This window comes from Marmoricola sp. Leaf446 (assembly GCF_001424755.1).
In the GTDB taxonomy this organism is placed as follows: Bacteria; Actinomycetota; Actinomycetes; order Propionibacteriales; family Nocardioidaceae; genus Marmoricola.
This window is the reverse complement of the sequence record NZ_LMRF01000005.1, coordinates 231876-256941: the sequence shown is the minus strand read 5'-3', so window position 1 is coordinate 256941 and position 25066 is coordinate 231876. Positions and strand designations below refer to the sequence as shown.

General features: G+C 74.1%; 24 protein-coding genes. 5 read left to right on the top strand and 19 right to left on the bottom strand.

Going from position 1 to position 25066, the window contains the following annotated elements; all coding sequences use genetic code 11:
- Nucleotides 1–299 precede the first annotated feature (299 nt).
- Together ASG49_RS13945 and ASG49_RS13940 are read right to left on the bottom strand one after the other, a co-directional pair.
- A complete protein-coding gene (locus ASG49_RS13945) occupies nucleotides 300–2837 on the bottom strand; it encodes a glycoside hydrolase family 65 protein (protein WP_082534170.1) in 2538 nt (845 codons plus the stop codon).
- Nucleotides 2838–2863: 26 nt separating this feature from the next.
- The gene (locus ASG49_RS13940) at nucleotides 2864–3631 is read right to left on the bottom strand and encodes an HAD family phosphatase (protein ID WP_235562081.1); all 768 of its coding nucleotides are present in this window, start codon (nucleotides 3629–3631) and stop codon (nucleotides 2864–2866) included.
- A gap of 137 nt (nucleotides 3632–3768) precedes the next feature.
- On the opposite strand from ASG49_RS13940, the gene ASG49_RS13935 reads away from it, so the two are divergent.
- Entirely contained in the window at nucleotides 3769–4167 is a 399-nt protein-coding gene (locus ASG49_RS13935; protein ID WP_056542861.1) for a transcriptional repressor, read from the top strand.
- Here the strand turns inward: ASG49_RS13935 and ASG49_RS13930 are convergent.
- From ASG49_RS13930 to ASG49_RS13910, 5 genes are all read right to left on the bottom strand, one after another.
- Nucleotides 4124–4951, bottom strand: a complete 828-nt coding sequence (locus ASG49_RS13930; protein WP_200936329.1) for an FAD:protein FMN transferase — start codon at nucleotides 4949–4951, stop codon at nucleotides 4124–4126. The genes ASG49_RS13935 and ASG49_RS13930 overlap by 44 nt on opposite strands.
- Nucleotides 4948–5421 carry an FMN-binding protein gene (locus tag ASG49_RS13925; protein WP_056542859.1) on the bottom strand — a complete coding sequence of 158 codons (474 nt, stop codon included), beginning with the start codon at nucleotides 5419–5421 and terminating at the stop codon, nucleotides 4948–4950. Before ASG49_RS13925 ends, ASG49_RS13930 begins: the two co-directional genes overlap by 4 nt.
- Before the next feature lie 4 nt (nucleotides 5422–5425).
- Nucleotides 5426–6910, bottom strand: coding sequence for a ferric reductase-like transmembrane domain-containing protein (locus ASG49_RS13920; protein ID WP_235562080.1), 1485 nt, complete (start codon nucleotides 6908–6910; stop codon nucleotides 5426–5428).
- 65 nt (nucleotides 6911–6975) lie between these two features.
- Nucleotides 6976–7962 carry an MOSC N-terminal beta barrel domain-containing protein gene (locus ASG49_RS13915; protein ID WP_056542857.1) on the bottom strand — a complete coding sequence of 329 codons (987 nt, stop codon included), beginning with the start codon at nucleotides 7960–7962 and terminating at the stop codon, nucleotides 6976–6978.
- Nucleotides 7963–7970: 8 nt separating this feature from the next.
- On the bottom strand, nucleotides 7971–8279 hold the full coding sequence (locus ASG49_RS13910; RefSeq protein WP_156384347.1) for a hypothetical protein: 309 nt from the start codon (nucleotides 8277–8279) through the stop codon (nucleotides 7971–7973).
- A 137-nt stretch (nucleotides 8280–8416) separates the two neighbouring features.
- Between ASG49_RS13910 and ASG49_RS13905 the strand changes: the two genes are divergently transcribed.
- The 3 genes from ASG49_RS13905 to ASG49_RS13895 are packed head-to-tail and all read left to right on the top strand — an operon-like array spanning nucleotide 8417 to nucleotide 11238.
- Nucleotides 8417–9652, top strand: a complete 1236-nt coding sequence (locus tag ASG49_RS13905; RefSeq protein WP_156384346.1) for an MFS transporter — start codon at nucleotides 8417–8419, stop codon at nucleotides 9650–9652.
- 1 nt (nucleotide 9653) lies between these two features.
- Nucleotides 9654–10568 carry an AEC family transporter gene (locus ASG49_RS13900; protein ID WP_056542851.1) on the top strand — a complete coding sequence of 305 codons (915 nt, stop codon included), beginning with the start codon at nucleotides 9654–9656 and terminating at the stop codon, nucleotides 10566–10568.
- 19 nt (nucleotides 10569–10587) lie between these two features.
- Nucleotides 10588–11238, top strand: a complete 651-nt coding sequence (locus ASG49_RS13895; RefSeq protein WP_056542849.1) for an HAD-IA family hydrolase — start codon at nucleotides 10588–10590, stop codon at nucleotides 11236–11238.
- A 9-nt stretch (nucleotides 11239–11247) separates the two neighbouring features.
- Here the strand turns inward: ASG49_RS13895 and ASG49_RS13890 are convergent, their stop codons facing one another.
- The 4 genes from ASG49_RS13890 to ASG49_RS13875 form a co-directional block, all read right to left on the bottom strand.
- Nucleotides 11248–11928 carry a hypothetical protein gene (locus ASG49_RS13890; RefSeq protein ID WP_056542847.1) on the bottom strand — a complete coding sequence of 227 codons (681 nt, stop codon included), beginning with the start codon at nucleotides 11926–11928 and terminating at the stop codon, nucleotides 11248–11250.
- A gap of 108 nt (nucleotides 11929–12036) precedes the next feature.
- Entirely contained in the window at nucleotides 12037–12825 is a 789-nt protein-coding gene (locus tag ASG49_RS13885; protein WP_056542845.1) for a siderophore-interacting protein, read from the bottom strand.
- Between the two features lie 38 nt (nucleotides 12826–12863).
- A complete protein-coding gene (locus tag ASG49_RS13880; protein ID WP_200936328.1) occupies nucleotides 12864–13946 on the bottom strand; it encodes a CDP-glycerol glycerophosphotransferase family protein in 1083 nt (360 codons plus the stop codon).
- A gap of 63 nt (nucleotides 13947–14009) precedes the next feature.
- The gene (locus tag ASG49_RS13875; RefSeq protein ID WP_056542843.1) at nucleotides 14010–15191 is read right to left on the bottom strand and encodes an alcohol dehydrogenase catalytic domain-containing protein; all 1182 of its coding nucleotides are present in this window, start codon (nucleotides 15189–15191) and stop codon (nucleotides 14010–14012) included.
- Between the two features lie 125 nt (nucleotides 15192–15316).
- On the opposite strand from ASG49_RS13875, the gene ASG49_RS13870 reads away from it, so the two are divergent.
- Nucleotides 15317–16813 carry an FAD-dependent oxidoreductase gene (locus ASG49_RS13870; protein ID WP_056542841.1) on the top strand — a complete coding sequence of 499 codons (1497 nt, stop codon included), beginning with the start codon at nucleotides 15317–15319 and terminating at the stop codon, nucleotides 16811–16813.
- Here the strand turns inward: ASG49_RS13870 and ASG49_RS13865 are convergent.
- The 8 genes from ASG49_RS13865 to ASG49_RS13830 all read right to left on the bottom strand — a co-directional run bounded on the left by ASG49_RS13865 (nucleotide 16810) and on the right by ASG49_RS13830 (nucleotide 24566).
- A complete protein-coding gene (locus ASG49_RS13865) occupies nucleotides 16810–17523 on the bottom strand; it encodes a GAF and ANTAR domain-containing protein (RefSeq protein ID WP_056542839.1) in 714 nt (237 codons plus the stop codon). The genes ASG49_RS13870 and ASG49_RS13865 overlap by 4 nt on opposite strands.
- A 52-nt stretch (nucleotides 17524–17575) precedes the next feature.
- A complete protein-coding gene (locus tag ASG49_RS13860; protein WP_082534134.1) occupies nucleotides 17576–18451 on the bottom strand; it encodes a sigma-70 family RNA polymerase sigma factor in 876 nt (291 codons plus the stop codon).
- 167 nt (nucleotides 18452–18618) lie between these two features.
- On the bottom strand, nucleotides 18619–19425 hold the full coding sequence (locus ASG49_RS13855) for a TauD/TfdA family dioxygenase (RefSeq protein WP_056542837.1): 807 nt from the start codon (nucleotides 19423–19425) through the stop codon (nucleotides 18619–18621).
- 10 nt (nucleotides 19426–19435) lie between these two features.
- Nucleotides 19436–20497: a hypothetical protein gene (locus ASG49_RS13850; protein WP_200936327.1), complete on the bottom strand. Its 1062-nt coding sequence runs from the start codon at nucleotides 20495–20497 to the stop codon at nucleotides 19436–19438.
- Entirely contained in the window at nucleotides 20490–21812 is a 1323-nt protein-coding gene (locus ASG49_RS13845; protein WP_056542836.1) for an ATP-grasp enzyme, read from the bottom strand. Before ASG49_RS13845 ends, ASG49_RS13850 begins: the two co-directional genes overlap by 8 nt.
- A complete protein-coding gene (locus ASG49_RS13840) occupies nucleotides 21809–22648 on the bottom strand; it encodes an O-methyltransferase (protein WP_056542833.1) in 840 nt (279 codons plus the stop codon). The genes ASG49_RS13845 and ASG49_RS13840 overlap by 4 nt, the downstream gene beginning before the upstream one ends.
- Nucleotides 22645–23856, bottom strand: coding sequence for a sedoheptulose 7-phosphate cyclase (locus ASG49_RS13835; RefSeq protein ID WP_056542831.1), 1212 nt, complete (start codon nucleotides 23854–23856; stop codon nucleotides 22645–22647). Before ASG49_RS13835 ends, ASG49_RS13840 begins: the two co-directional genes overlap by 4 nt.
- Nucleotides 23857–23897: 41 nt before the next feature.
- Entirely contained in the window at nucleotides 23898–24566 is a 669-nt protein-coding gene (locus ASG49_RS13830) for an HAD family phosphatase (RefSeq protein ID WP_056542829.1), read from the bottom strand.
- Between the last annotated feature and the right edge of the window lie 500 nt (nucleotides 24567–25066).

The following is a 25066-nucleotide window of genomic DNA, read 5'->3' as shown; positions in this document are numbered from 1 at the left end:
CCACGGTCTCCGTAGCGTCACAGGAGCCGCTCCCGCGGCAGGCCGGCGGGGCACCTGTGGCGGGGCCGTCCCACCGGTCGGGCGGGGGGGCGAGGGTCAGACCACGCGCGCTGGGTACGTGAGGAGCGGATGCCACCTCGGGTGCGCAGCCCAGGCCCGAGGTGATCGTCCGCGGCATCTCACGTTGGTCAAGCAGCGAGCCACGGTGGTGCCGAGGGTGGCGCCCCGCCGCGTCGTCCACGACGCCGGCGGGGCGCCATCCGACCCCCCGACCAGCAGGAGGCCCCGGGCCTCGGACGTCAGCCGCGGCCGAAGGCGTTGTCGCCGTCGCCGACGAGCAGCTCGATCGGGCTGTCCATCTCGGGGGCGACGTCCTCGACGAACATCATCGGCTCGGGCACGCCCGCGGTGATCTTGGTGCCGTCGGCGCGGGTGCCGCCGACCTGGGGCTTGTCGCCGAGCAGGCCGTCGATGCGCGGGCCCTGGCCGGCGAGGGCCACCACGAGCGGCTCCTCGACACAGACCTTGTGCAGCTCGCCGCCGACGCGCACGTGCACCTTCTCCTCGCCCATGGACACGCAGGTGACCGCGAGCGAGTCCTGGGTGATCTCCACGCGCAGCTGGGAGCCGCGCCACGCGAGCGGGAAGCGCAGCGCGTCCCAGCCCGCGGGCAGGCGCGGGTCGAAGCTCAGCCGGCCCTCCCGGTCGCCCATGCCGGCGAAGCCGAAGACGATCGCGCTCCACACGCCACCGGCCGAGGCGACGTGGATGCCGTCGACGGTGTTCTCGTGCAGGTCGCCGAGGTCGACGTAGACCGCCTGGCGGAAGTAGTCCATCGCGACCTCGTGGTAGCCGACCTCGGCCGCCATGATCGACTGCACGACCGCCGACAGGGTGGAGTCGCCGGTGGTGATCGGGTCGTAGTACTCGAAGTTGGCGCGCTTCTGCTCGTCGGTGAACCGGTCGCCGTGCAAGAACATCGCCAGCACCACGTCGGCCTGCTTGAGCACCTGGAACCGGTAGATCACCAGCGGGTGGTAGTGCAGCATCAGCGGCCGGTTCTCCATCGGCGTGCGGGAGAGGTCCCACACCTCGCGGTCGAGGAAGAAGTCGTCCTGCGGGTGGATGCCCAGGCCCTCGTCGAAGGGGATGGCCATCCCCTCGGCGCAGCGCTTCCAGGTCTCGACCTCGTCGGCGCCGAGGCCGAGCCGGTGCACCAGCTTCTGGTGGTCGATCGGGTAGTGCTCGGCGATCCGCTCGACGACCAGCGCGGCCTTCTCGAGGTTGTAGCGGGCCATCACGTTGGTGAACAGGTTGTTGTTCACCACGGTGGTGTACTCGTCGGGCCCGGTGACGCCGTGGATGTGGAAGCTGGGCTTGCCGTTGGTGCGCCAGAACCCCAGCTCGGACCACATCCGGGCGGTCTCGACGAGCAGGTCGACGCCGTCGCGGACGAGGAAGCCGACGTCGTTGGTGGCGCCGACGTACTGCATCAGCGCGTAGGCGATGTCGGCGTCGATGTGCATCTGGGCGCTGCCGGCCGCGTAGTAGGCCGAGGCCTCCTCGCCGTTGATGGTGCGCCACGGGAACAGCGCCCCGCTCTGCGCCATCTCGCGGGCGCGCTGCCGTGCGGCCGGGAGCATCCGGTTGCGGAAGTGGAGCAGGTTGCGCGCGACGTGGGGCTGGGTGAACGACAGGAACGGGACCACGTAGATCTCGGTGTCCCAGAAGTAGTGGCCCTCGTAGCCCGAGCCGGTGACGCCCTTGGCCGGCACGCCCTGGCGGTCGGCGCGGGCGCTGGCCTGCGCGAGGGTGAACAGGTTGAAGCGCACGCCCTGCTGCAGCTCGGCGTCGCCGTCGAGCTCGACGTCGCTGGTGGCCCAGAAGCGGTCGTACCAGCCGCGCTGCTCCTCCTCGTAGTGCGCCACCGAGTGGCGCAGCGCGCGGTCGAGGGTGCGGTCGCACCGGTCGGAGAGCTCGCGCACGGGCACGCCGCGCGAGGTGTGGTAGCTCACGACCTTCTCCAGCCGGATCGACCGGCCCTCGCGGGCCTCGACGCGGAAGACCGTCTTGCCGAGGTCCTCGCTGCCGCGGACCAGCACCTCGTGCTCGTTCTCGGTCTGCAGCTGGTGGTCGGCGGCGACGGCGATGGTCATCTGCGACCGGGCGCACTGGTAGCCCAGCATCATCCGGTCCTCGGTCGCGTAGTGCATCCGCGGCAGCAGCACCCGCTGGTCGAAGGCGGCGGCCTTGCGGGGGTCCGTGCCCTCGCCCATCGCCTCGTACGGCGTGTGGTACTCGTCCTGCCCGTCCTGACGGTTGAGCAGCTGCGAGGAGATCACGATCGGGGCGTCGCCGGTGAGCATGGTGACCTCGAGCGTCATCACGGCGAGGTGGCGCTGGGTCATGGAGACCATCCGGGTCGACTCGACCAGGACCCGCTTGCCCGAGGGGGTGCGCCAGACCAGGCTGCGCCGCAGGATGCCGTCGCGGAAGTCGAGGCTGCGCTCGTAGTGCTCGAGGTCGGCGGTGCCGAGGATGAGGGGCTCGTCGTCGACGTAGAGCTTCATCAGCTTGGCGTCGGGGACGTTGACGATCGTCTGCCCGGTGCGCGCGAAGCCGAAGGCGGCCTCGGCGTGACGGATCGGCCAGGTCTCGTGGAAGCCGTTGACGAAGGTGCCGTGGGCCACGGCGTCGCGGCCCTCCTCGGGGTTGCCGCGCATGCCGAGGTAGCCGTTGCCGACCGCGAACAGGGTCTCGGTGGTGCCGAGGTCCTCGTAGCGGTGGGTGGTCTCCACGAGCCGCCACGGGTCGGCCGGGAAGCGGCCGCGGTCCATCGGGTGGGCGACCTTCTGGCGGCGGTTCACGGCGCGTCCTGCGTGGTCGGCACCAGCTCGTCGAGGTCGGCGACCACGAGGTGTGCCCCGGCGTCGGTGAGGGTCTGCACGCCGGCGCCGCGGTCGACGCCGATGACGAGCGCGAAGTCGCCGGCCGCCCCCGCGCGGACGCCGGAGACGGCGTCCTCGAGCACGACGGAGTGCGCGGCGTCGGTGCCGAGGAGCTCGGCGGCGCGGACGAAGGTGTCGGGCGCGGGCTTGCCGGGCAGGCCCTCGGCCTTGGCCACGGCGCCGTCGACGACCTCGGCGAAGCGGTCGCGCAGGCCGGCGGTCTCGAGCACGGCCGGGGCGTTGGCCGAGGAGGAGACCACGGCCAGCGGCAGGCCGAGCGAGCGCAGGTGGTCGAGCAGGCGCACCGAGCCGGGGTAGCCCTCGACGCCGTCGCGCGCGAGCACCGCGTTGAAGGCGTCGTTCTTGCGGTTGCCCAGGCCCTTGACCGTCTCGCGGTCGGCCGGGTCGTCGTCCTCGCCCTCGGGCAGCTCGATGCCGCGCGAGGACAGGAAGTCACGGACCCCGTCGAAGCGGGGCTTGCCGTCGACGTGGGCGAAGTAGTCCGCGTCGGTGTACGCCGCCCGGTCACCGCCGCCGGCGTCGCCCTCGGAGAGGAAGGCGTTGAACATCTCGGCCCAGGCGCGCATGTGCACCTCGGCGGTCGGGGTCACCACGCCGTCGAGGTCGAACAGCACGGCGGCGTAGTCGGACCAGTCGACCGGGGTAGTTGAGTCATGGAGCACCCGAGAAGCGTAGGGGCGATGCCGGTCGGCCGTGGCATCGATGTGGACGAGGTCACCGGTGGGAGTAGACCACCGGTGCCTCCGCGCCATGCCGTGCCGTCCTCCGGGGCCCCTCCGCCCTGGCTAGGGTGGCCCGCGTGAGCGACCCGACGCCCCCGCCGCGCGGACGCACGTCGACCAAGCGCGCGGCGATCGCCGAGACGCTGGCGGGCTTCGAGGACTTCCGCAGCGCCCAGGACGTGCACGAGGCGATGCGTCGTGCCGACCGGCGCGTCGGCCTGGCCACGGTCTACCGCACGCTCCAGGCGATGGTCGAGGGCGGCGAGCTCGACTCGCTGCGCTCCGAGACCGGCGAGGTCACCTACCGGCTGTGCTCGGGGAGCCACCACCACCACCTGGTCTGCCGCGTCTGCGGCAAGGCGCTGGAGGTCCGGGGCCCCGCGGTCGAGACGTGGGCGGCCAGGACGGCCGAGGCGCACGGCTTCCGCGACATCAGCCACACCGTCGAGCTCGTGGGGACCTGCTCGGACCACTGAACCTCTCGGCCCGGCCGTCGGCGTGGACCACGACGCCGGTGCGGCCCGGGCGGGCGCGCAACCAGGCGGGCCCGTCGGCGCCCAGCGCGAAGGCCGCGGTGGCGTCGAGGTCGGCCCAGGTCAGGTCGGGTGCGACGACGGTGACCGAGGCGAGCGCCCGCGGCACCTCGCCGCTGCGGGCGTCGACGACGTGGTCGCCGCGGTGGGCCAGCCCCGAGGTCGCGACCGCGCCGTCGCGGACCGGCACCACCGCCAGGACGCGCGACGGGTCGGCCGGGTCCTCGACCCCGATCCGCCAGCCCGGCGAGCCCGGCAGGGCGGTGCGGCAGACGAGGTCGCCACCGGCCGAGAGGCACGAGTCGGTGGCCCGCAGCCGCTCCAGCACCCGCGCAGCCCGCTCGACGGCCCATCCCTTGACGACCCCGCTGGGGTCGAGCACCCTCCGCCCCGAGGGCCCGGGGCGGCGTACGTCGAAGGCGCCGCGGGACTCCTGCCGCGCCTGCTCGCCCAGCGCCAGCACCTCGTGGACCTCGGTCGGGCAGTCCGCGAGGGCGAGCTCGCCGCGGTCGAGCCGGGAGACCACCGAGTCGGGACGGTAGGTGCTGAAGACCCGGTCGACGTCGCGGAGGGCGGCCAGCACCTCCGCCCACGCGGCGTCCGCCTCGTGGTCGACCGCGTGGCGGCCGCGCAGCGCCAGGCTGACGGGCATCCCCATCACGTGCTCGACCCGGCGGTGGACGGGCATGACGGGCAGGGACGGCAGCGCCCGCAGGTCGGTGGTCACAGCCCGGCCTGGTCGAGCGCGCTCTGCAGCGAGGAGACGTAGCCCTCGCTGGTGACGGTCGCCCCGCTGACCATGTCGATGTCGGCGCTCTGGGCGTCGACGGACTCCTGGGTGAGGATCGGCAGCGCGTAGGCGTTGATCTCCTCGTCCTTGGGGTTGCCCGTCGGCTGCTGCAGCACCTGGACGCCGGTGAGCCGGCCGTCGGCGACGGTGATCTCGACCTGGACCGGTCCCCAGCGGGTCGAGACGACCTGGCCGGTGACGGTGCTGCCGGACGAGGTGCCGCCGGAGGTCGAGGTGGACCCGGCGGACCCGGTGGACCCGGCGGACCCGGTGGACCCAGCGGTGGTGCCGGACTCGGCGGCCGGCGGGGTGGTGGCCGCGAGCGGTCCGGCCGTGGAGGTGCTGTAGCCGAACAGCAGGACGACGACGGAGATCGTGCTGAGCACGAAGGCGGAGATGCGTCTCATGGGGTCACCAGGCAAAGGTCTCGACGTGGAGGTGGGCAGGGGGGAGGCCGGCGGCCTCGAGGGTGCGGCGCACGAGGTCGGTCCAGGGGGCGGGCCCACAGACGTAGACGTCGCGCTCGGCGATGTCGGGGACCCAGTGGAGGAGGTGGGCGAGGTCGTCCCGCGGGGCCATGCCGTCGCCGAGCCAGGAGCCGGGGTCGCGGCGGTGGCCGGGCAACCGCAGCACCTGCAGGCCACGGTCGCGGGCCAGGGCGTCGACCTCGGCGGCGAAGAGCGGGGCGCCGGTGAAGCGCTCGACGTACGCCGCTCCGCCGGGCGGGTAGGCGAGCTCCTCGGCCAGGGCGCGCAGCGGGGTGATGCCGACGCCGGCGCCGATGAAGGCGACCTTGGACCGGGTGCGGGCCCGCTCGCCGAGCCGGCCGAACGGCCCCTCGACCAGCGCCCGGGCGCCGGGTCGCAGCGCCCGCGAGGCGGTGCTGCCGTCGCCGACGCCCTGGACGGTGATGCGCAGGGTGCGGCCGTCGGGGGCGGCGGAGAGCGAGTACGGGTTGGCGCGGGTCCAGCCCTGGCGGCCCAGGAACCGCCAGCTGAAGAACTGGCCGGCCTCGACGGGGAGCCGGTCGAGGTGGTGACCCTCGACGTGGACCGACCAGGTGCCCTCGCCCTCGTCGACGACGGCGGCCACGCGGAGCCGGTGGCGCAGGTTGAGCGCGACCGGTCGGCCGACCCGCCACCCCAGGACCGCGGCGGCGGCCAGGCCCCAGGCCGTCCACCAGAACACGGTGCGCGCGGTCGAGCCGGTGAGCTCGGTGCCGGTCCAGAGCTGGTGGGGCAGCGCGAGGCCGACGCCGAGGTAGGCGTAGAGGTGCAGCAGGTGCCACGACTCGTAGCGCAGGCGCCGCCGGGCCGCCTTCACGCTGCTCACCACGACCATGACCAGGCAGAGGGCACCCGCGGTGGCCAGCAGCATGCCGGGGTAGGTCGTGACGAGGTCCCACAGGGTGCTCGGCACGTCGGGGAGGGCGCCACCGGCGTACCCCCAGGTGATGGTGACCACGTGCAGCACCATCAGGTCGAAGGACCAGAACCCCACGACGCGGTGGATCCGGGCCAGCCGGTCCTGGCCGAAGGCGTGCTCGAGCACCGGCAGCCGGGCCATCAGCACCACCTGGGCGAGCAGGAGCACGGAGGCGACCAGCCCGCTGAGCCGGCCGACCGAGGTCAGCCCGGTCGCCCAGCCGCCGAGGTCTTGGACGCCGCGCCCGGCCACCCACCAGGAGGTCACCAGCAGCAGCGAGAGCCACAGCGCGGCCCCGGCGCCCGTGCGGGCCACGGCGTCCTGCCTCGCCCGGCGGCCGGGGTGGGCCGCCGGGCGGGCGGGGTGCAGCCGCGGGGCCGCGGGGTCCGACGGGGGTGCCGCCACCCGACCCGGCGGCGACCCGTCACGGGGGGCACGACGGGCCGGGGGGTGCGGGTGGGTGGCGGTCACGGGGACGATCCTGCGACCGGTTCCTGGCGCCCGGGTGGGTGCTGGCTGTGGATCGGCTGTGGGACTCAGGTGGTCCGGGCGCCCAGCCGGACGGCCCGCTGGAGGGCGGCGGCCAGGGCGCGGTCGGCGGCGCGGCGCACGACGCCCGGGGGACGCCCCGGCGCGAGCAGGACCTCGTCGCCCTCCCTCACCAGCCCCTCGGCGGCCACCTCGGCGTAGGCCCCGGCGAAGCGGTCGGCGCGCCGTGCCACCGCGCGCATCACCTCCCGGTCGCGGTCGAGGCCGGCCTGCGGCCGGGTGGGTACGACGCACCGCACCGTCGGCGTCACGACGGCGAGCCGGGCGCCGCCGAGCCGGAGCGTGCCGCCCGACCAGCCGTGCTCGGGCAGGCCGGGGTCGGCCGCCCCGGCCACCGCCGTCTGGTCCAGCTCGAGCACCACGTCGGGCCGGAAGCGGCGTACGTCGACCACGGACCCCGGCGCCTCGGCCGCGAGCGTGGCGAGGGTGGTCGTGGACAGCAGGTGGACCGGGAAGACGTCGACGTGGCTGCCCGGCGGGGTGGCGTAGCGCGCCAGCCGCAGCAGCGTCCGCAGCGGGACGGCCGGGCGGGAGGGGAGCCGGTCGTCGCGGTCGAGGCCGAGGTCGCGGCGTACGGACGCGGGGGTCTGCAGGCCCGCCCGGTGCGCCCGCCGGTCGCCCACCGGCGGCAGCGGCTGGAGCCGGACCCGCCGCCCGAGCAGCTCGCCCAGCCGTTCGTGCACGCGCGGGTCGCCGCTGCCGAGCTCCTCCCCGTCGGGGAAGGTCACCACCACGGGCCACGACCGTCCCGGACCGACGTCGGCGGGTGGCTCGCCGTCGAAGCGGGCCTCACAGGTCAGCAGCCCGGGCAGCCGACGGGCGGTCGCGAGCACGTCGGTCTCCAGGTCGCGGACGGCCCACAACCGGTCGGCGCGTACGCCGCGCCGCCCCACCGTCGCCTCGGGCACCCGGTGGCCGCCCATCGACTTCACGGGGTGGCGCCACAGCTGCGCGACCCGGCCCACCGGCTCCACGGCGTCGCTCAGCCGGTGCCGCGGTCGTCGTCGCGGGCGCCGAGGGGCGGGCTGACGAACCGCTCGGTCGAGGCGATGGCCGCGTCGACCCGGGTGACCCGCACCCGTGTCACGCCCGGTTGCCCGGGCGCGTCGACCACCTCGGCCTGCAGCTCGACCAGGTCGAGCCGGGCGTCGAGCACCCGCCAGGTCACCACGCTGCCGAAGCCACCCACCCCCGTCAGCGAGCCGCCGTGGACCTGCACGGACGTCACCAGGGCCGCTGCGACGGCGCACGGGCGGCCCAGGACGAGGGCCTCGACCACGGGTGCTGGCACTTGGAGGAGCTCCTGGGATCTGCGCGGGACTGCTGGGGACAGTGAACACCTGTCCTGGTCGGCGCGGCACGGAATCCGGTTTCTGGCGGCGGCCCGCCCGGTGCCGCCGCCCGCCGTGGGCCACCTAGGCTCGTGCGGTGTCCGGACCGACCGCCAGCAGGCCCTCCTCCACGAGCCCGACGAGCCCGACGGGCCCGGGCGGCGCGAGCACCCTCGCGGCGCGCAACGCGGTGGCGCTGACCTTCTTCCTCAACGGGCTGCTGTTCGCGACCTGGGTGTCCCGGATCCCGGAGGCGCGGCGGTCGCTGGGGCTCGACAACGGCCAGCTCGGCCTGCTGCTGCTGGCCATCGCCGCCGGGTCGCTGCTGTCGATGCCGACGTCGGGGGCGCTGATCTCGCGGCTGGGCACCACGCTCGTCGTGCGCGTGGCCGGGTTGAGCGCGCTCGTCGGCCTCGTGCTCACCGCCGTGGCGATCGGGGTGTCCTCGGTGCCGGTCGCGGCGGTGGGACTGTTCCTCTACGGCGTCGGCACCGGCGTGTGGGACGTCGGGATGAACGTCGAGGGCGCCGCCGTCGAGCAGCACCTGGGCCGCACCGTGATGCCGCGCTTCCACGCCGCGTTCAGCTTCGGCACCGTGCTGGGCTCGGCCGTCGGTGCGGCCGCCGTCGGGCTGGGGGTGCCCACCGCGGGCCACCTGCCCGTGCTGGCCGTCCTGGCGGTGACCGTGCTGCTGGTCTGCACCCGCAGGTTCCTGCCCGACGAGGTCGCGGCGCAGGGCGGCGACGAGGGACCGGCGCCGTCGTCGTGGTCGGCCTGGACCGAGCCGCGCACGCTGCTGATCGGCCTGATGGTGCTGGCGCTGGCGCTGACCGAGGGCACGGCCAACGACTGGCTGGCGCTGGCGCTGGTCGACGGGTACGACGTGGCCGACTGGGTCGGCGTCGCCGGCTTCGCGGTGTTCGTGACCGCGATGACGGCTGGTCGGCTGGGCGGCCCGGTGCTGCTCGACCGGTTCGGCCGGGTGCCGGTGCTGTGGGCCACGATGGCGGCCGCGGGCGGCGGCGTGCTGCTGATCGTGCTCGGCCAGAGCCTCGTGCTCGTGGTCGTCGGGGTCGTGCTGTGGGGCCTCGGGGCGTCGCTGGGCTTCCCGGTCGGGATGAGCGCCGCGGCCGACGACCCCCGTCGGGCGGCCGCGCGGGTGAGCGTGGTCTCCACCATCGGGTACGCCGCGTTCCTCTCCGGTCCGCCGCTCATCGGGTTCGTCGCCGACCGCGTCGGCACCCTCGACGCGCTGCTGGTGGTGGCGGTCGTGCTGGTGCCCTCGGCGCTCGTCGTGCCGGCCGCGCGGTCGCGCCGCGCGACCGGCGGCTGAGGTGGCGCTGCTCAACGGCTTCGTCACCCTGGCGCTCGTCATCGGGCTGGGGGCGCTGCTCGCCCACCTGGGCGTGGTCACCGAGGTCACGCAGCGCGAGCTCAGCCGGCTGGCGTTCTGGGTGGCCTCGCCCGCGCTGATCCTCACCACGATGGCCGGCACCGACCTCGACGCGGCCCTGGTCGGCGGCACCGTCGCGGCGCTGGCCTCGGTCGTGGTCGCCGGCGGCGCCTACGCGGCGTACGCCGGGTGGTGGCTGCGCCGCGACCTCGACGGCCTGCTCGTGGGGGTGCTGTGCTCGACCTACGTCAACGCCGGCAACCTCGGGCTGGCGATCGCGGGCTACGTGCTCGGCAACGCCGCCGCCGTCGTGCCCGCACTGCTGGTGCAGCTGCTGCTCCTGCAGCCGCTGTCGCTCGCCGTGCTGGAGAGCCGCACCCGAGGGCGCACCGGGCTGCTGCAGGTGGCCAGCCAGCCGCTGCGCACGCCGCTGACGCTGGCCTCGGTCGCCGGGCTGGTGCTCGCCGCGACCGGGTGGCAGCTGCCCACCGCGGTGCAGGCGCCCGTCGAGCTCGTCGGCGCGATGGCGATCCCGATGATGCTGCTCGCCTACGGCATCGCGCTGCGGCTGGGGCCCGGCCTGGCCCAGGCGGGCGCCCGCGCCGAGCTCGGCGTGATCGTGGCCTGCAAGCTGCTGCTGCAGCCGCTGACGGCGTACGCCGTGGCGGTGCTGCTCGGCATCGACGGGCCCGCCCTCGTCGCGGTGGTCGTGACCGCCGCGCTGCCGACCGCGCAGAACATCTTCATCATCGCCAGCCGCTACCGCCGGGCCGAGACGCTGGCCCGGGACTCGGTGCTGCTGACCACGCTCGCCTCGGTGCCGGTGATCGTGGGCGTCGTGCTGGTGCTCGGCTGAGCCCCGTAGCGTCCTCCCCGTGACCCACCTCGACGTCGCCGGACTCCTCTTCGACAACGACGGGGTGCTGGTCGACTCGGTCGCCAGCGGCAACGAGGCGTGGACGCAGTGGGCGGGGGAGCACGACCTCGACGCCGCCCACGTGCTCGAACTGATCCACGGCCGGCGCGCGGCCGACACCGTCGCCACGCTGCTGCCCGCCGACCAGGTGGTGCGGGCGACCGAGCGGATCGACGAGCTCGAGCTCTCCACCTCGGGCGCGACCGTGGCGTTGCCCGGCGCGCTCGCCCTGCTCACCTCGCTCACCGAGGCCGGGCTGCCGTGGGCGGTCGCCACCTCGGCGACGCGCCGGCTCGCGCTCGCCCGGCTGGGCGCGGCCGGGCTGCCGGTGCCCGACGTGCTGGTCACCGCCGACGACGTGGCCCACGGCAAGCCGGCGCCGGACCCCTACGTCGAGGCGGCCACCCGGCTGGGTCTCGACCCGGCCGACTGCGTCGTGCTCGAGGACAGCCCGGCCGGCGTCGAGGCCGGCGTCGCCGCCGGGGCCCGCGTGGTCGGGGTGTCGCTGCCCGAGGGCGCCCCCGGCACCGACCTCGTGGTCGCCGACCTCTCGGAGCTGACGGCCGTGGCGCAGGGGGCCGGCGTGCGACTGCGCCGGGGCCGGTCCTAGGAGCCGGGCCTAGGGCCGCAGGTCGACCAGCACGGCCGCGAGGTCCTCGCAGCCGACACCGGCCCGGCGGGCCGAGGCCTCGAGCCGGTCGTAGGCCGCGATCGGGTCGGTCCCGAGCCGCACCGACAGCTGCCCGATGACCCGGTGCACCTTGCCGTCCCCCCGCAGCGAGCGCGGCGCGGCCTGGGTCGGGGTGTCCTCCGACGGCGGGGCCGCGCTCACCCGGGTGCAGAGCCGGGCCTCGTCGAACAGCGCCTCGAGGTCGTCGGCCACGCCGGCGAACGGGTCGTCGCCGGCGGCGTACAGGTGGACCTCGCCGACGACCACCTCGCCCTCGCAGACCGTGGCCGCGCGGGTGCTCCCCACCCCGGCCTCGGCGGCGCCGCGGGCCAGGTGCGGCCAGCGGGCGCGGCTGATCGTGACGTCGCGGTCACGGGTCGGTGCGGGTCCGCCGTCGAGGTGCTGCAGCGCGTCGAGCAGGCGCACCCGGCGGGTGGTCGCCTCGAGCGTGACCGGACCGTCGGGCCCGCTGCGGCACAGGCTCAGCCCGACCAGGTCGGGCACGAGCGCGCGGACGTCGCGCTCGAGCTGCTCGAGGGTGGGGGACCCGTCGGTCCCGGCCCCTGAGGTGGTGTCGGTGGTCAGCTCCGGGACGGTGCCCCCGGTGGTCGTGCTGTTCGTGGTCCTCATGACGTGGGCGCGCGCAGGTGCACGCGCTGGCCTCCCTTCCAGCTCCCCCTGCCAGCCCTATACCCACCTCGCCGAGGAGTGATGCACGCCACACCGGACCGGTGGGCGTCAGGGGGCGTCGGCCTCCATGGCCGCCACGAACTCCTTCTTCACGCGGCGCCACGCCTCGTCGTCCATGTCGTGGCGCCAGTAGGGCGAGCACGACATGTCCTGCCGGGTCAGGCCCCGCTCGCCGAGGAGGTGGGCCCGGATCGCCCGGATCTCGTCGGCCTCGCCGTGCACGAAGGCGTGCACCCGTCCCTCCGGCGCCGCGATGGCGCGCACGGACTCGAGCAGCGCGTCGGGCCGGTCGCGGTGCACCCAGAGCAGGTCGAGGTCGGCGTCGGTGGACAGCGGGAGCTGGTGCGCCGTCGAGTCGCAGACCAGCCGCACCACCGCCCGAGAGCCGGGCGGCAGCGCCTCCAGCGAGGCCGCGATCGCCGGCAGCGCCGACTCGTCGCCGATCATGAGGTGCCAGTCGACCTCGGGATCGGGCCGGTAGCCGCCGCCCGGACCTTCGAGGACCAGCACGTCACCCGGCTCGGCCCGCGCGGCCCACGGTCCCGCCGCGCCGCGGTCGCCGTGGACGACGAAGTCGAGCGTGAGCTCCCGGCGGGCGTCGTCCCAGGCGCGCACGGTGTAGCGGCGGCGCGCGGGCCAGACGTCCTTCGGGTGCTCGTCGCGGACCGCCTTGGGGTCGAACACCTCGTCGTACGGCGCCCCGGCCGGCCGCAGCGCCAGGTTGACGTAGGCATCGGTCGCGTCGGGCATCGTGAACCCGGCGAGACCCTCCCCGCCGAGCACGACGCGGACCATGCCGGGGGTGAGCTGGGTCGTCGAGACCACGAGAGCGTGCATGGCGACCAAGGTAACCCTTACCTGGTGGACGAGTGGGCTCAGCCGATCAGCCCCAGGTGGCGCAGGACCCGCTCGGTGGCGTGGCCGTCCTCGTGCGGGGTGAAGCGCTCGCGGAAGGCGGCGTAGCGGGCGGCGTACTCCTGCTCGACGGCCGGGAGGTCGCCCAGCGCGGCGAGGAGCTCCTCGGTGGAGCGCAGCACCGGGCCGGGGGCCTCGGGCCACAGGTCGAGGTAGAAGCCGCGGGTGACCGAGCCGTACTGCTCGAGGTCGGAGGCGAGGTAGAGCAGCGGCCGGCCGGTGACGGCCCAGTCGAACATCGTCGAGGAGTAGTCGGTGACCATCACGTCGGCGGCGCAGTAGAGGTCGGCGACGTCGGGCGGGGTCAGCGAGACGTCGCGCAGCCACTCGTGGGAGTCGACGTGCCAGCGGCCGGCCACCATGTTGTGGGCGCGCAGCAGCAGCACGTGGTCCTCGCCGAGCGCCTCCCCGAACTGCTCCAGCTCGAGCCGGACGGGCACGTCGAGCGAGGTGTCGTAGCCCTCCGCGTCGCGCCAGGTGGGGGCGTAGAGCACCACGGTGGTCCCCGGGTCGATGCCGAGCGCCTCGCGGACCTCGGCGCGGCGCGCGTCGTGGCGGGGGGCGGCGAGCACGTCGTTGCGGGGGTAGCCCGACTCCAGCAGCTCGCCCTCCCACCGGAAGGCCTGGGAGAGGAAGTGGGTGGCGTGCGGGTTGGGGGCGAGCAGCAGGTCCCAGCGCTGCACGTCGCGGTCGAGCTGCTCGAGCTTGCCCTCGGGCGCCCACAGCACGTCCCAGTGCACGGTCTTCAGCGGTGTGCCGTGCCAGGTCTGGACGTACGTCGCCCCGGGCTTCTTCTCCCACTCGACCTCGATGTGGCTGCTCGCGAAGACGAGGTCGGCCGACTCCAGCGCCCGCGCCGCCTCGGGGGTCCGGCTGGTGACCAGGGTGACGTCGGTGGGGAAGGTGTGGCGCAGCTCGTCGCGGACCAGCCAGACGTGGTGGAGGTCGTCGCGCTCGGCGCGGAGGCGCTCGTAGAGGGCGCGGGGGCTGTCGCTGAAGCGGCCGTCGAAGCTGCTCCAGACGATCGTCGTGGGCGAGTTCACGTGCGGACCGTAGCGGGTCGAGGTGGCCCCGACCCGCCACGGCCTGGTGAGGGACGGGCGCGATCAGGGCGCGAAGACGACCTTGACGACGCCGTCCTGCTTCTTCTGGAACTTCTCGTACGCCGCCGGGGCGTCGGCCAGCGCCACCCGGTGGGTCGCGAAGTCCTCGGTGCCGAGCGGGTCGGAGTCGTCGGTCAGCAGCGGCATGATGTCGTCGCTCCACCGGCGCACGTTGGCCTGGCCCATCCGGAGCTGCAGCTGCTTGTCGAACATCGTCAGCAGCGGCATCGGGTCGCTCTGGCCGCCGTACACGCCGATCAGCGAGACGGTGCCGCCGCGGCGGACGCTGTCGATGGCGCTGTAGATCGCGGCCATCCGGTCGAGTCCGGCCTTGGCCATGATGCTGGCGCTGAGTCGCTTGGGCAGGGCGTTGAACAGCTTCTGCCCCAGCTCGGCGACGGGCGACCCGTGGGCCTCCATGCCGACGGCGTCGATGACCGAGTCGGCGCCGCGACCGGCGGTCCGGGAGCGGATCTCCTCGCCCAGGTCGTCGACCTCGCGCAGGTCGAGCACCTCGGCGCCGCGCAGCCGGACCCGCTCGAGGCGCTCGGTGACGCGGTCGACGCCGATCACCCGCAGGCCGCGGTGCAGCGCGATCCGGCAGGCCATGTCGCCGATCGGGCCGAGGCCCAGGACGAGCAGGGTGCCGCCCTCGGGGGTGTCGGCGTACTCCACGGACTGCCAGGCGGTGGGCAGCACGTCGGAGAGGAACAGGAACCGCTCGTCGGGCGGGCCGTGGGGCACCTTGATCGGCATGAACTGCGCCTCGGGGACGCGCAGCAGCTCGGCCTGGCCACCGGGGACCTCGCCGTAGAGCTTGCTGAAGCCGAACAGCGCCGCGCCCATGCCCTGGTCGCGGACCTGGGTGGTCTCGCACTGCGTGAACAGGCCCCGCTGGCACATCCAGCAGTGGCCGCAGCAGATCTGGAACGGCATCACCACCCGGTCGCCGACCGCGAGGTCGCCGGCCTCGGGGCCGACCTCCTCCACGATCCCCATCGGCTCGTGGCCGAGGACGTCGCCCTGCCCCATGAACGGGCCGAGCGTCTCGTAGAGGTGCAGGTCGGAGCCGCACAAGCCGCTGGAGGTGACCCGCACGATCGCGTCGTTGGGCTTCTCGATCCGGGGGTCGGGGACCTCCTCGACGCGGACGTCGCGCTTGCCCTGCCAGGTGACTGCCTTCATCGGGTGCTCCTCTCGTGGGGCGACCGCCGAGCCGGTGGCCGTGGGTCCCCCGGTACCCGTGGGTGCGGGTCGGACTCCACCCCCGCGGGTGGGCGTGGGCCGCCCGCGAACGGGCACCGGGCGACATGGCTTCGCTCTGGCTCGACACCTCCGCCCCGATCGCCTCCGACCCGCTGGCCCCGGGCGACCACGACGTCGTCGTGGTCGGCGCCGGACTGACCGGCCTCACCACGGCGCTGCTGCTGGCCCGCGCCGGCCGCGGGGTGACGCTGGTCGAGGCGCGCCACGTCGGAGCGGTGACCACCGGCCACACCACCGCCAAGCTGTCGCTGCTCCAGGGCACCCACCTCTCGCGGGTGCGCCGCCACCAGGGGCAGCAGGTGGCGATGGCCTACGTCGAGTCGCAGCGCGAGGGATTCGCCTGGCTGCTGCGGTTCTGCGAGGAGCACGGCGTGCCGGTGCAGCGGCGTACGACGTACACCTACGCGGCCGACGAGAGCGAGGTCTCGACCGTGGAGCAGGAGCACGCCGTCGCCAGCGCGCTGGGACTGCCCGTGCGGCTGCTCGGCGAGGTCGACGCGCCCTTCCCGGTGCACCGCGCCACCGCGCTGGACGACCAGGCGCAGTTCGACCCGATGGACGTGCTCGAGGCGCTCGTGCAGCAGCTGCGGTCGCACGGCGGCACGCTGCACCAGGGCCAGCGCGTGGTCGGCGCCTCGGCCGCCGGTGGGGTCGACGACGGCCCCGTGCTGCGGCTGCAGGACGCCACCGAGCTGCGGGCCCGCGAGGTCGTGCTGGCCACCGGTGCGCCGCTGCTCGACCGCGGGCTGCACTTCGCCCGGGTGGAGCCGCAGCGGTCCTACTCCCTCACCTTCCGCGCCGGGTCGGTGCCCGCGCCCGACGGGATGTTCCTCTCGGCGGGCTCGGACTCGCGCTCCATCCGTGACGTGCCCCGCGGCGACGAGCGGCTGCTGCTGGTCGGCGGCGCCGGCCACACCGTCGGACGCACCCGCTCCGAGCTCGAGCACGTCGAGCGGCTGCGCCACTGGACCCACGAGCACTTCCCCGGTGCGGTCGAGACGCACCGCTGGTCCGCGCAGGACTACGCCCCGCACGACGCGCTGCCCTTCGTCGGCCGGGTGCCCCGCGGCGGCGGCCACCTGCGCTTCGCCACCGGCTTCGAGAAGTGGGGCATGACCAACGCGGTGGCCGCCGCCCTGACGCTGACCGGCGACATCCTGGGCGCCGAGCCCTCGTGGGCCCAGCGGCTGGGGGGCGCGCGCCTGAGCCCCTCCGACGTCGGCGAGCTGGTGCGGCTCAACCTCGGCGTGGGCCTGTCGGTGGCCACCGGGGCGGTGCGCGGCCTCGCCCGACGGGTGCCCGAGGCGCCGCCGGAGGGCATGGGCGTCGTCGGCCGCGAGACGGGCCTGCCCACCGCCCGCTCCACGGCGCCCGACGGCGAGCGCTGCGCCGTGGTCGGCCTGTGCACCCACCTCGGCGGCGTGCTGAAGTGGAACGACGCCGAGCGCAGCTGGGACTGCCCGCTGCACGGGTCGCGGTTCTCGCCCGACGGCGAGGTGCTGGAGGGGCCGGCGACCAAGCCCCTGCAGCGACGGGGCTAGTGCGGACCGGCGGCGTCGGGGGCCGGCAGGTCGCCGCGCTCGACCACGGTGCGGGCGAGGTCGCGCAGCTTGAGGTTCTCGTGGCTGGAGTAGCGGCGCAGCACCTCGAAGGCTTGCTCCAGCCCGAGGTCGTAGCGGTGCATCAGGATGCCCTGGGCCACGCCGATGAGGTGGCGGCTGGCCATGGCGGTGGTGAGCCCCTCGACGGCGTCGGCGGAGCTGATGGCGTTGGCGGCGTGGACGGCGTAGAGCAGCGCGACGTCGCGGTCCTGGTCGCGGAAGGCGTGGGTCGGCTCGGCGTACAGGTTGAGCGCGCCGATGGTGCGGCGCTCGGTGGCCAGGCGTACGGCGAGCACCGACCCGACGCCCGACTCGGCCACCCGGGCGCACCACCGGGGCCAGCGCTCGTCGCGGCGCAGGTCGTCGCTGACGTGCACCTCGTCCCCCCAGACCGACTCCAGGCACGGCCCCTCGCCCAGGTCGTACTGGAAGCCGTCGCAGGTCTCGGCCAGCACCGAGGTCGCCGCCACCGTCTCGACACGGTCGCCGCGACGGCGCAGCGTGATGCTGCAGTGCTCGGCGGCGGGCACGACGTCGAGCGCCCGGCGCGCGGCCCGGGAGGCGGCGGACTCGTCCTCGGGGCCCTCCATCAGCTCGCGGCTGACGCGGGCCAGCAGACGCGCGAGGTCGGGTCCGGGCTCGGCTGCCATGTCGCTCCTCGGTGGTGGGGGCGCGGTGCGCCCGGTGTCGTGCCCTCCGACGCTAGCGGGCCTCGACCAGGGTCTCGGGGACGCTCTCCAGACCACGGCGCAGGTCGCGCAGGATCCGGCTCAGCAGGCGGGAGACCTGCATCTGCGTCACCCCGATGTCCTCGGCGATCTCGCGCTGGGTGAGCCCGGAGAAGAAGCGCAGCTCGATGACGCGCCGGTCGCGCTCGGAGAGCCGGCTCACCAGCGGTCCCAGCACCGCGCGCGCCTCGGCGGCGCCCTGCGCGGGGTCGACGTCGCCCAGCAGGTCGGCCAGCGGCATCTCGCCGGCCTCGCCGACGGGTCGGTCCAGCGACGCCGGGACGAAGCAGCCGCGGGCGGCCAGCGCCTCCTCGACGTCGCTCAGGTCGACCTCGAGGGCCGCAGCCAGCTCGCTGGGCCGGGGCGAGGTGCCGAGCCGGGCGCCCAGCTCGCTCTCGACCGCGGCGATGCCGGCCTGGACCTCCTGGATCCGGCGCGGCGGCCGGATCATCCAGCCGGAGTCGCGGAAGTAGCGCTTGATCTCGCCGCGGATGGTCGGCACCGCGAAGGAGAGGAAGTCGTGGCCCGAGCCGGTGTCGTAGCGGCGTACGGCCTTGACGAGCGCGAGCCGGGCCACGCCCTCGAGGTCGTCGTCGCCGACGCCGCGGCCGCGGTAGCGCGACGCGATGGACTCGGCGACCGGGATGTTGAGGACGAGGACCGCCTCGAGGATCCGGGCGCGCTCGGCCTCGTCGTCGGTGCCCGCGAGCTCGGCGAAGAGCTCGGAGGTGCGCAGCGAGCGGCGGTTGCGCGGGGGCGCGACGGCACCGACGGGGACGTCGTCCGGCGTCGTGGTCGCGATTGCCGCGACGTCCGGCGAGGTGGAGGGCTGGGGGAGGAGCGAGGTCATGAGCTCACCGCTTAGGGGTGTCGGTCTCAGACGTCGCCGGTGTCTACAGCGATTCCTGTGGTTCCAGGCTGGTGCCCGGCTTACAACGTAACCCTGGGAGGGGGGCGGTGCGCAATCCTGGGGCGCAGAACCACCTGTAGGGGTGAGCGCCACCGGGTCGGGCGCGCTCACCAGCCCGGGTGGTCCTCGCCGGAGCCGGCCTCCGACCCGTGCCCCGCGACCATGCCGCGGTGCATCACGCGGTCGCCCACGACGCCGGAGTGGTCGGCCTTGTGCATCACCACGGCGTTGTCCCACATCACCACGTCGCCGGGCGACCAGGCGTGGCGCAACGTGTTCTCCGGGCGGGTGGAGTGCTCGAGCAGCCGCGCCACCACCGCCTGCGTCTCCGCCTCGTCCATGCCGCTGATCGAGGCGCAGCGGGCGGCGGTGGAGAGGTAGAGCGCGGGACGCCCGGTCACCGGGTGCGGCCGGAACACCGGGTGCTGGGCCTGGGTCTCCTCGTCGTCGTCGAGGTCGAGCCCGGTCACGACGTGGGTGATGCGTCGGCCCTCGAGCTGCTCGCGCAGGTCCGCGGGCAGCGTGTCGTGGGCGACGTACTGGTTGGTGAACAGGGTCTCGCCGCCCTCGTCGGGGATGGTGACGGTGCGCAGGGCGGTGTACGCCGGCGGCACGCGCAGGTAGCTGGAGTCGACGTGGAACTGGCTGCGCGGCGGGGTGGTGCGCCCGACGTTGCTGATCAGGTTGAGGTCCGGGCAGCCCTCCACCGGGGTCTCGCCGACCGTGAAGGCGAGGTCGCCGAAGCGGCGCAGGAACGCCACGAACGACTCGTCGTCGACGTCCTGGCCGGGGAAGACGGCGACGCCGCGCTCGGCCAGCAGCAGCCGGAGCTGCTCGACCTCGGCGTCGCTGACCTCGCGCAGGTCGAGGTCGGTGACCTCGACGCCGACGGGCTCGGTGGCGGTGGTCCTCATGGGGTGCTCCTCATCGGTGGGCGCCCCGCGCCAGGGCCTGGTCGAGGCCGGCGCGGAACAGGTCGGGCAGGGGGGTACCGGCGGCGGCGGCCATCACGGCGACGACGCTGGTGGTGGCGTAGGAGCAGTAGAGCCCGGCCTCGAGGAACCACGGCTCCCCGTGGGCGTCGACCCGGAAGTCGAACAGGCTGTAGTCGCGACAGCCCAGGGCACGGTGAGCGGCGTACGCCGCCCGGTGGACGCGCGCGGTGAGCGGGTCGGCCGGGTCCACGATCCAGGCGTGCTCCTCGGTCTTGGCCACCAGGGCGAGGCTGCCCTCGCCGTCCTCGGTCGGGTCGCGGCGCAGCTTGTCGGAGGCGTCGCGGACCGGCTTGGTGTCGCGGTCCACGGCGTACTCCTCCAGGGGCAGGCCGACCAGCTCGCCGTCGACCTCGAGGACGCCGCAGCGGACCTCGCGGCCGAGCTCGACGTACTCCTCGAGCAGCACGTCGCGCCCGTGCTCGCGGGCGGCCGCGAGCGCGACGTCCCACTCCGACGCCTCGCGCACCAGCGTGACGCCCGAGGAGTTGTCGGCGTCGACCGGCTTCACGACCGCCGGGAGGCCGACCGTGGGCCGCTCCGCGGGCGCGAGCACCTCGCCCGCCGGCACCCGCACGCCGGCGGCCGCGACGACGGCCTTGGCGCGGGCCTTGTGGGCGGTCAGGGCCATCACGTCGGGGGCGTTGCCGACGAAGGGGATGCCGAGCAGGTCGAGCAGCGCACGGTAGGTCGTCATGCCGGCGAAGCAGAACATCTGGGGCACGGCGACGTCGGGGGCCTCCGTGCGCAGCCGGGACAGCGCCTCGTCGAGGCCGAGCGCCGGGGCGGCGGCGACGGTGGCCGGCGCGAGGTCGGCCGGGAAGCGCCAGGAGCCGTCCGGCGAGACGTGGGCGACGAGCACCTCGTGGTGCTCGGGGTCGTGGGTGGCGGCGAGGCAGTCCGCGGCGTACAACAGCGAGAGCTCGGCCATCTGCGGGGACGTGGGGGAGCCGACGAGGTGGAGCACGCGCAGGCGTCCGGTCCGCTCAGTCACCCCCGGCCTCCACGAGCTTGCCGATGTTGAAGTCCACGCGCAGCCACGGCCGGCCCTCGACCAGGCTGCGCAGCAGCAGCCACGGCACCTGCACGTGGTGCTCCACGAGGAACGGCAGCGGGTCGTCCCAGTCGAAGATCGCGTCGGTGCCCTCGCGCAGCACCCGCAGCCGCTCCCGGCGACCGCGCTCGGCCAGCAGCCGCCAGAGCTCGTGGTAGGTCCAGTACGTCGGCCGGCCGGCCGCCGTCGGCACCACGACCTCGGCGTCCGGGTCGTCCTCGAGGTAGGCCGCGGCGACGCCGGGGTGGTCGTGGAGCAGCGTGATGGCGGAGTGGGTGCGCGGGTTGCACTCGATCGCGAACACCTCGTCGTGCTCGTCGACGATGAAGTCGAGCGAGACCTGGCCGGTCAGGCCCGCCTCGCCGACGAAGGTGTCGACCCACGCGCGGATGCCGGGGTGCTCGACGTGGTCGTAGTTGACCTGGAAGGCCGAGGACTCGCAGCAGCAGTAGACGGTGAGGCGGCCGTCGCGGACGGTGGAGTGGGTGCAGTACTCCGTGCCCTCGACGAACTCCTGGAGGATCCACGGGTTGGCCTCGCTGATGGGCAGCGAGCGCACGAAGGCCTCCATGTCGCGATGAGGCAGCCGGGTCAGGTCGAGCCGGTGCACGGGGTCGTAGGCGATGGACTTGAGGATGTAGGGCCGGGTGGCGCCGGAGAAGTCGTGGTCGAGGACCTGCTGGGCGTCGGTGACCAGGTGCGTGTCCGGCACCCCCAGCCCGGCCGCGGCCGCGGCCCGGGCGAAGCGGAACTTGTCGTCGACCAGCTCCAGCCGGTCGGGGTCGAGGTGCACGACCTCGCAGACCTGCTCCAGCTGCTTCTTGGCCCGGGCGTCGGCGATGCTCGAGGCGGGGCTGCAGACGGGCACGTAGACGTCGACGCCCTCGGCACGGACGATCGCCTCGAGGGCGTCGGCGTAGTCGGGTGACCCGGCGTCGGGGATGGTGTGGAAGGCGTCGACCGCGCGCGAGAACCGGTGCCCGGTGAGCCGGTAGCGCGCGGACTCCACCAGCACGACCCGGTGACCGGCGGCGTGGAAGGCGCGGCACAGCGCCAGCGCCTTGGTCATCTTGCCGCCGCTCACCATCACGGTGCGGGGTCGCGACGGGCTCGACCGGCGGGGGTCCGCGGAGGCCGCCGGTCGAGCCCATCCGCGCACCAGCGCGGTCGTGGTCAGCGCGGCGTTGACCGGCAGCGCCAGACCGAGCAGGCCCATCGCGCCGAGCGTGCGGGCGGAGTGGGCGAGGCGGGTCATCCGGCGGTGCGGCGCACGAGGGTGACGCCGTCGCGGACCGGCAGCACGACCTGCTCCACCCGGGGGTCGTCGGCGAGGACCTGGTTGAACGCCGCGATGGCCTCGCCGTTGGGCGTCGCCTCGCCGGTCCAGGGCTGGCCCTGCATCAGCGTGTTGTCGACGACCAGCAGCCCGCGGCGGGCGAGCAGGCCGGTGTCGAGCAGCGCGCGGAGGTAGTCGGCGTACCCCGCCTTGTCGGCGTCGAGGAACACCAGGTCGAAGCGCGCGCCCGCGTCGGCGAGGGCGTGGAGCGTGTCCATTGCCGGCCCGACGTGGACGTCGATCCGGTCGCCGGCCGGGGAGGCCTCGAAGCACTCCTGCGCCAGCGCCGCGACGCGTTCGTCGATCTCGCACGCGACGACCACGCCCTCCTCGCCCGCGACCTCCTGGACGGCCTCGGCCATGGCCAGCGCGGAGTAGCCGGTGAACATCCCGATCTCCAGCACCTGCCGGGCGCGGGTGACGTGCACCAGCATCTTGAGCAGCTGGCCCTCCAGGTGGCCCGACAGCATCTCCTGCTCGAGCCCGGAGCCGTCGCCCGCCCAGTCCTCGGCCGCGGTGCGCTCCGACAATGCGCGGAGGGCGGGCGACTCGGGAGTGGACAGGGCGGCGGTGTAGGGGTCGAGGCCCGCGGCCAGGGCGGCGGCGCGCCGGATCTCCGAGCCCAGGGCGGGATCCAGCGCGACGCCGTCGGGACCGGCCCCGGCCTCGTCGAGACGGGCCACGACGTCGTCGAGGCTCGCCGCGAGGATGGCCAGCGGCGTGACCGGTCGTGGGGTGGTGCGGGTCGTGGTCATGCCGCCGGCGAGGTGAACATGTCCTGGCCCTCGCCCTGGCGCGGGTAGCCCCGCACCAGCTCCTTGTGACGCGTCAGCATGCCGTCGAGCTGGTCGGCATCGAGGTCGTTGGCGAACACGCAGGTGCCGATCGGCTGCGGCAGCGCGGCGCGCAGCAGGCCGTCGCGGGTCTGCATGATCGACTCGGTGCCCTTGCGCAGCAGCTCGGGCGTGAGGTGCGGGCTGTCGAGCGCGAGCCCGATGCTGCTCATCACGCCGAGGATGCGGTCGCGCTCGATCTCCGAGACGTAGCCCAGCTCGTGGGCCACCGAGGCCGAGAACGCCATGTCGACGTTGATGGCGTGGCCGTGGAAGTAGGGCACCTCGGGCGTGAGCTCGAGCGTCGGGCTCCAGGTGTGGCCGTAGGCGATCACCCGGTCAAGGTCGAGCTCGTGCAGGTTGGGCACCTCGAGGGTGAGCATCGTCCTGATCGCCTCGTAGGTGATCGTGTCGGCGACCTCGCGCAGCTGGTCGTTGCCGTCGAGGTGGCCGAAGCGGGTGCGCAGCAGCTCCTCGCCGTACTTCTCCAGCAGGTCGAAGATGTCGGCGTTGGCCACGACCGCGATCTTGATGAGCTCGGCCATCCCGTTGCGGACCTGGTCCTCGGGCAGGGTCTCCAGCAGGCTGAAGTCGAGCAGCACCTTCTGCGACGCGTGGTAGGCGCCGAGCCGGTTCTTGTGCTTGCCGTGGTTGACCGCGACCTTGATCGAGACGCTGGCGTCGATGAGCCCGATCAGGGTGGTGGGGATGCGGATGTAGTTGGTGCTCCGGCGGTACGACGCGCAGGCGAACCCGGCGACGTCGGTGGTGAGCCCGCCGCCGATCACCAGCACCGGCTCCTTGCGCAGCAGTCCGAAGTCGGCGAAGGCGTCGACGATCTTCTCGACCGTGGCGAGCGTCTTGCGCTGCTCTCCGATCTTGATCGCGAACACGGTGAGGTCGATGCCGTGATGGGCGAAGTACGCCGTCAGCCGCTCGCCGTGGAGCGCATTCACCTGCTCGTCGACGACGGCCAGGCAGCGGCCGTAGTCACGGTAGGTGTCGGCCAGCTCGGGGTTGTCGAGGTCGAAGACGCCACGGCTGTAGACCAGGCTGAAGTCGATCGACTCCCGGCCGGAGACGTGGAAGGCCGAGTCGGTGGCCTCGAGGGTCGCGTGCACGCTGGACATGGGGTTCCTCTTCTCGGGTCTGGGATCGAGGTCCGGGTGGGTCAGGCGCTCTGTGCCAGGCCGACGAGGGCGGCGGCGTCGAGCTTGTCCACGCGGGAGTGCGCGCCGGCGAAGTCGTGGCCCGCGGTGTTGGTGTTGGGGAAGGCGATGACGGTCACGCCGGCGGCGGTGGCCGCCTGGACGCCGCCGAGGTTGTCCTCGATCGCGACGCAGGCACCGGCCTGCTCGTCGAGCCGGTCGAGGGCGAAGGCATAGGCGTCGCGGTCGGGCTTGGGCTGCTCGACCTGGGTGACGTCGACGACGACGTCGAAGCCGCGCAGGTCGACGTGGGGACGCAGCGCGGTGACCAGGGCGTCGATGTTGTCGGGGCTGGTGGTGGTGACCAGGCCGACCTTGAGGCCCTCGCGGTGCGCGGCCTCGATGGTCTCCACGACGCCGGGGCGGGGCTCCACGCCTTCGCTGATCAGCTTGTCCTGGAAGATCGAGGACTTGGTGGCGTGCACGGCCTGGGCGTCGACCTCCTCGCCGCGCTCCTTCGCGTACGCCGCGACGCGGTCGGCCCCGCCGCTGGACTCGAGCATCGCGACGTAGTCGTCGTGCTCCCAGCGCCAGTCGAGACCGTGCTGGGCGAACGCCTCGTTGAAGGACTCGCGCTGCAGCTCGGAGGTGTCGGCGACACTGCTGATCGAACCGAACAGGATGGCGGCCATGGGGGTGCTCCTCGTGGTGGGTGCCGACCGCCCGTGCGACCAGCTTGTTGAAGTAATCAGTGGTTACCCAGAACATACTTCAACATGCTGTTGAACTTCCACCACCACCGAAAGGGTGAGGTGGGCGTGGCCCCGGTCACCCGCCGCCCTAACGACGATCAGTTCGCGAGCGGTCCGACGTCGTCCCAGCCTGGGGTGCCCGGGTCTCCGCCCAACTGATCGTCGTTCGGGTGGGTCGCTGGTCGCGCCGCCCCGGCTGGTCGAGGAAGGACGAAGTCCTGTCACGAGACCCGCCGCCACCCGGGCACCGGGTCTCGTGACGGTCGCGGGGCGACCTCCTCGACCACCCGCCGCCCGAACGACGATCAGTTCGCGAGCGGTCCGACGTCGTCCCCGCCTGGCGTGCCCGGCTGTCCGCCCAACTGATCGTCGTTCGGGTGGATCGCTGGTCGCGGTGCCCCGGCCATCTGCACCTACAGTTCGGCCCGATCCGGGCTCAG

Excerpts from the sequence above, each read along its gene's own strand:
- ASG49_RS13945 (WP_082534170.1), bottom strand. The coding sequence starts at position 2,837 with ATGGACCGCGGCCGCTTCCCGGCCGACCCGTGGCGGCTCGTGGAGACC.
- ASG49_RS13925 (WP_056542859.1), bottom strand. The coding sequence starts at position 5,421 with ATGAGACGCATCTCCGCCTTCGTGCTCAGCACGATCTCCGTCGTCGTC.
- ASG49_RS13890 (WP_056542847.1), bottom strand. The coding sequence starts at position 11,928 with ATGAGGACCACGAACAGCACGACCACCGGGGGCACCGTCCCGGAGCTG.
- ASG49_RS13885 (WP_056542845.1), bottom strand. The coding sequence starts at position 12,825 with ATGCACGCTCTCGTGGTCTCGACGACCCAGCTCACCCCCGGCATGGTC.
- ASG49_RS13875 (WP_056542843.1), bottom strand. The coding sequence starts at position 15,191 with ATGAAGGCAGTCACCTGGCAGGGCAAGCGCGACGTCCGCGTCGAGGAG.
- ASG49_RS13870 (WP_056542841.1), top strand. The coding sequence starts at position 15,317 with ATGGCTTCGCTCTGGCTCGACACCTCCGCCCCGATCGCCTCCGACCCG.
- ASG49_RS13865 (WP_056542839.1), bottom strand. The coding sequence starts at position 17,523 with ATGGCAGCCGAGCCCGGACCCGACCTCGCGCGTCTGCTGGCCCGCGTC.
- ASG49_RS13860 (WP_082534134.1), bottom strand. The coding sequence starts at position 18,451 with ATGACCTCGCTCCTCCCCCAGCCCTCCACCTCGCCGGACGTCGCGGCA.
- ASG49_RS13855 (WP_056542837.1), bottom strand. The coding sequence starts at position 19,425 with ATGAGGACCACCGCCACCGAGCCCGTCGGCGTCGAGGTCACCGACCTC.
- ASG49_RS13845 (WP_056542836.1), bottom strand. The coding sequence starts at position 21,812 with ATGACCCGCCTCGCCCACTCCGCCCGCACGCTCGGCGCGATGGGCCTG.
- ASG49_RS13840 (WP_056542833.1), bottom strand. The coding sequence starts at position 22,648 with ATGACCACGACCCGCACCACCCCACGACCGGTCACGCCGCTGGCCATC.
- ASG49_RS13835 (WP_056542831.1), bottom strand. The coding sequence starts at position 23,856 with ATGTCCAGCGTGCACGCGACCCTCGAGGCCACCGACTCGGCCTTCCAC.
- ASG49_RS13830 (WP_056542829.1), bottom strand. The coding sequence starts at position 24,566 with ATGGCCGCCATCCTGTTCGGTTCGATCAGCAGTGTCGCCGACACCTCC.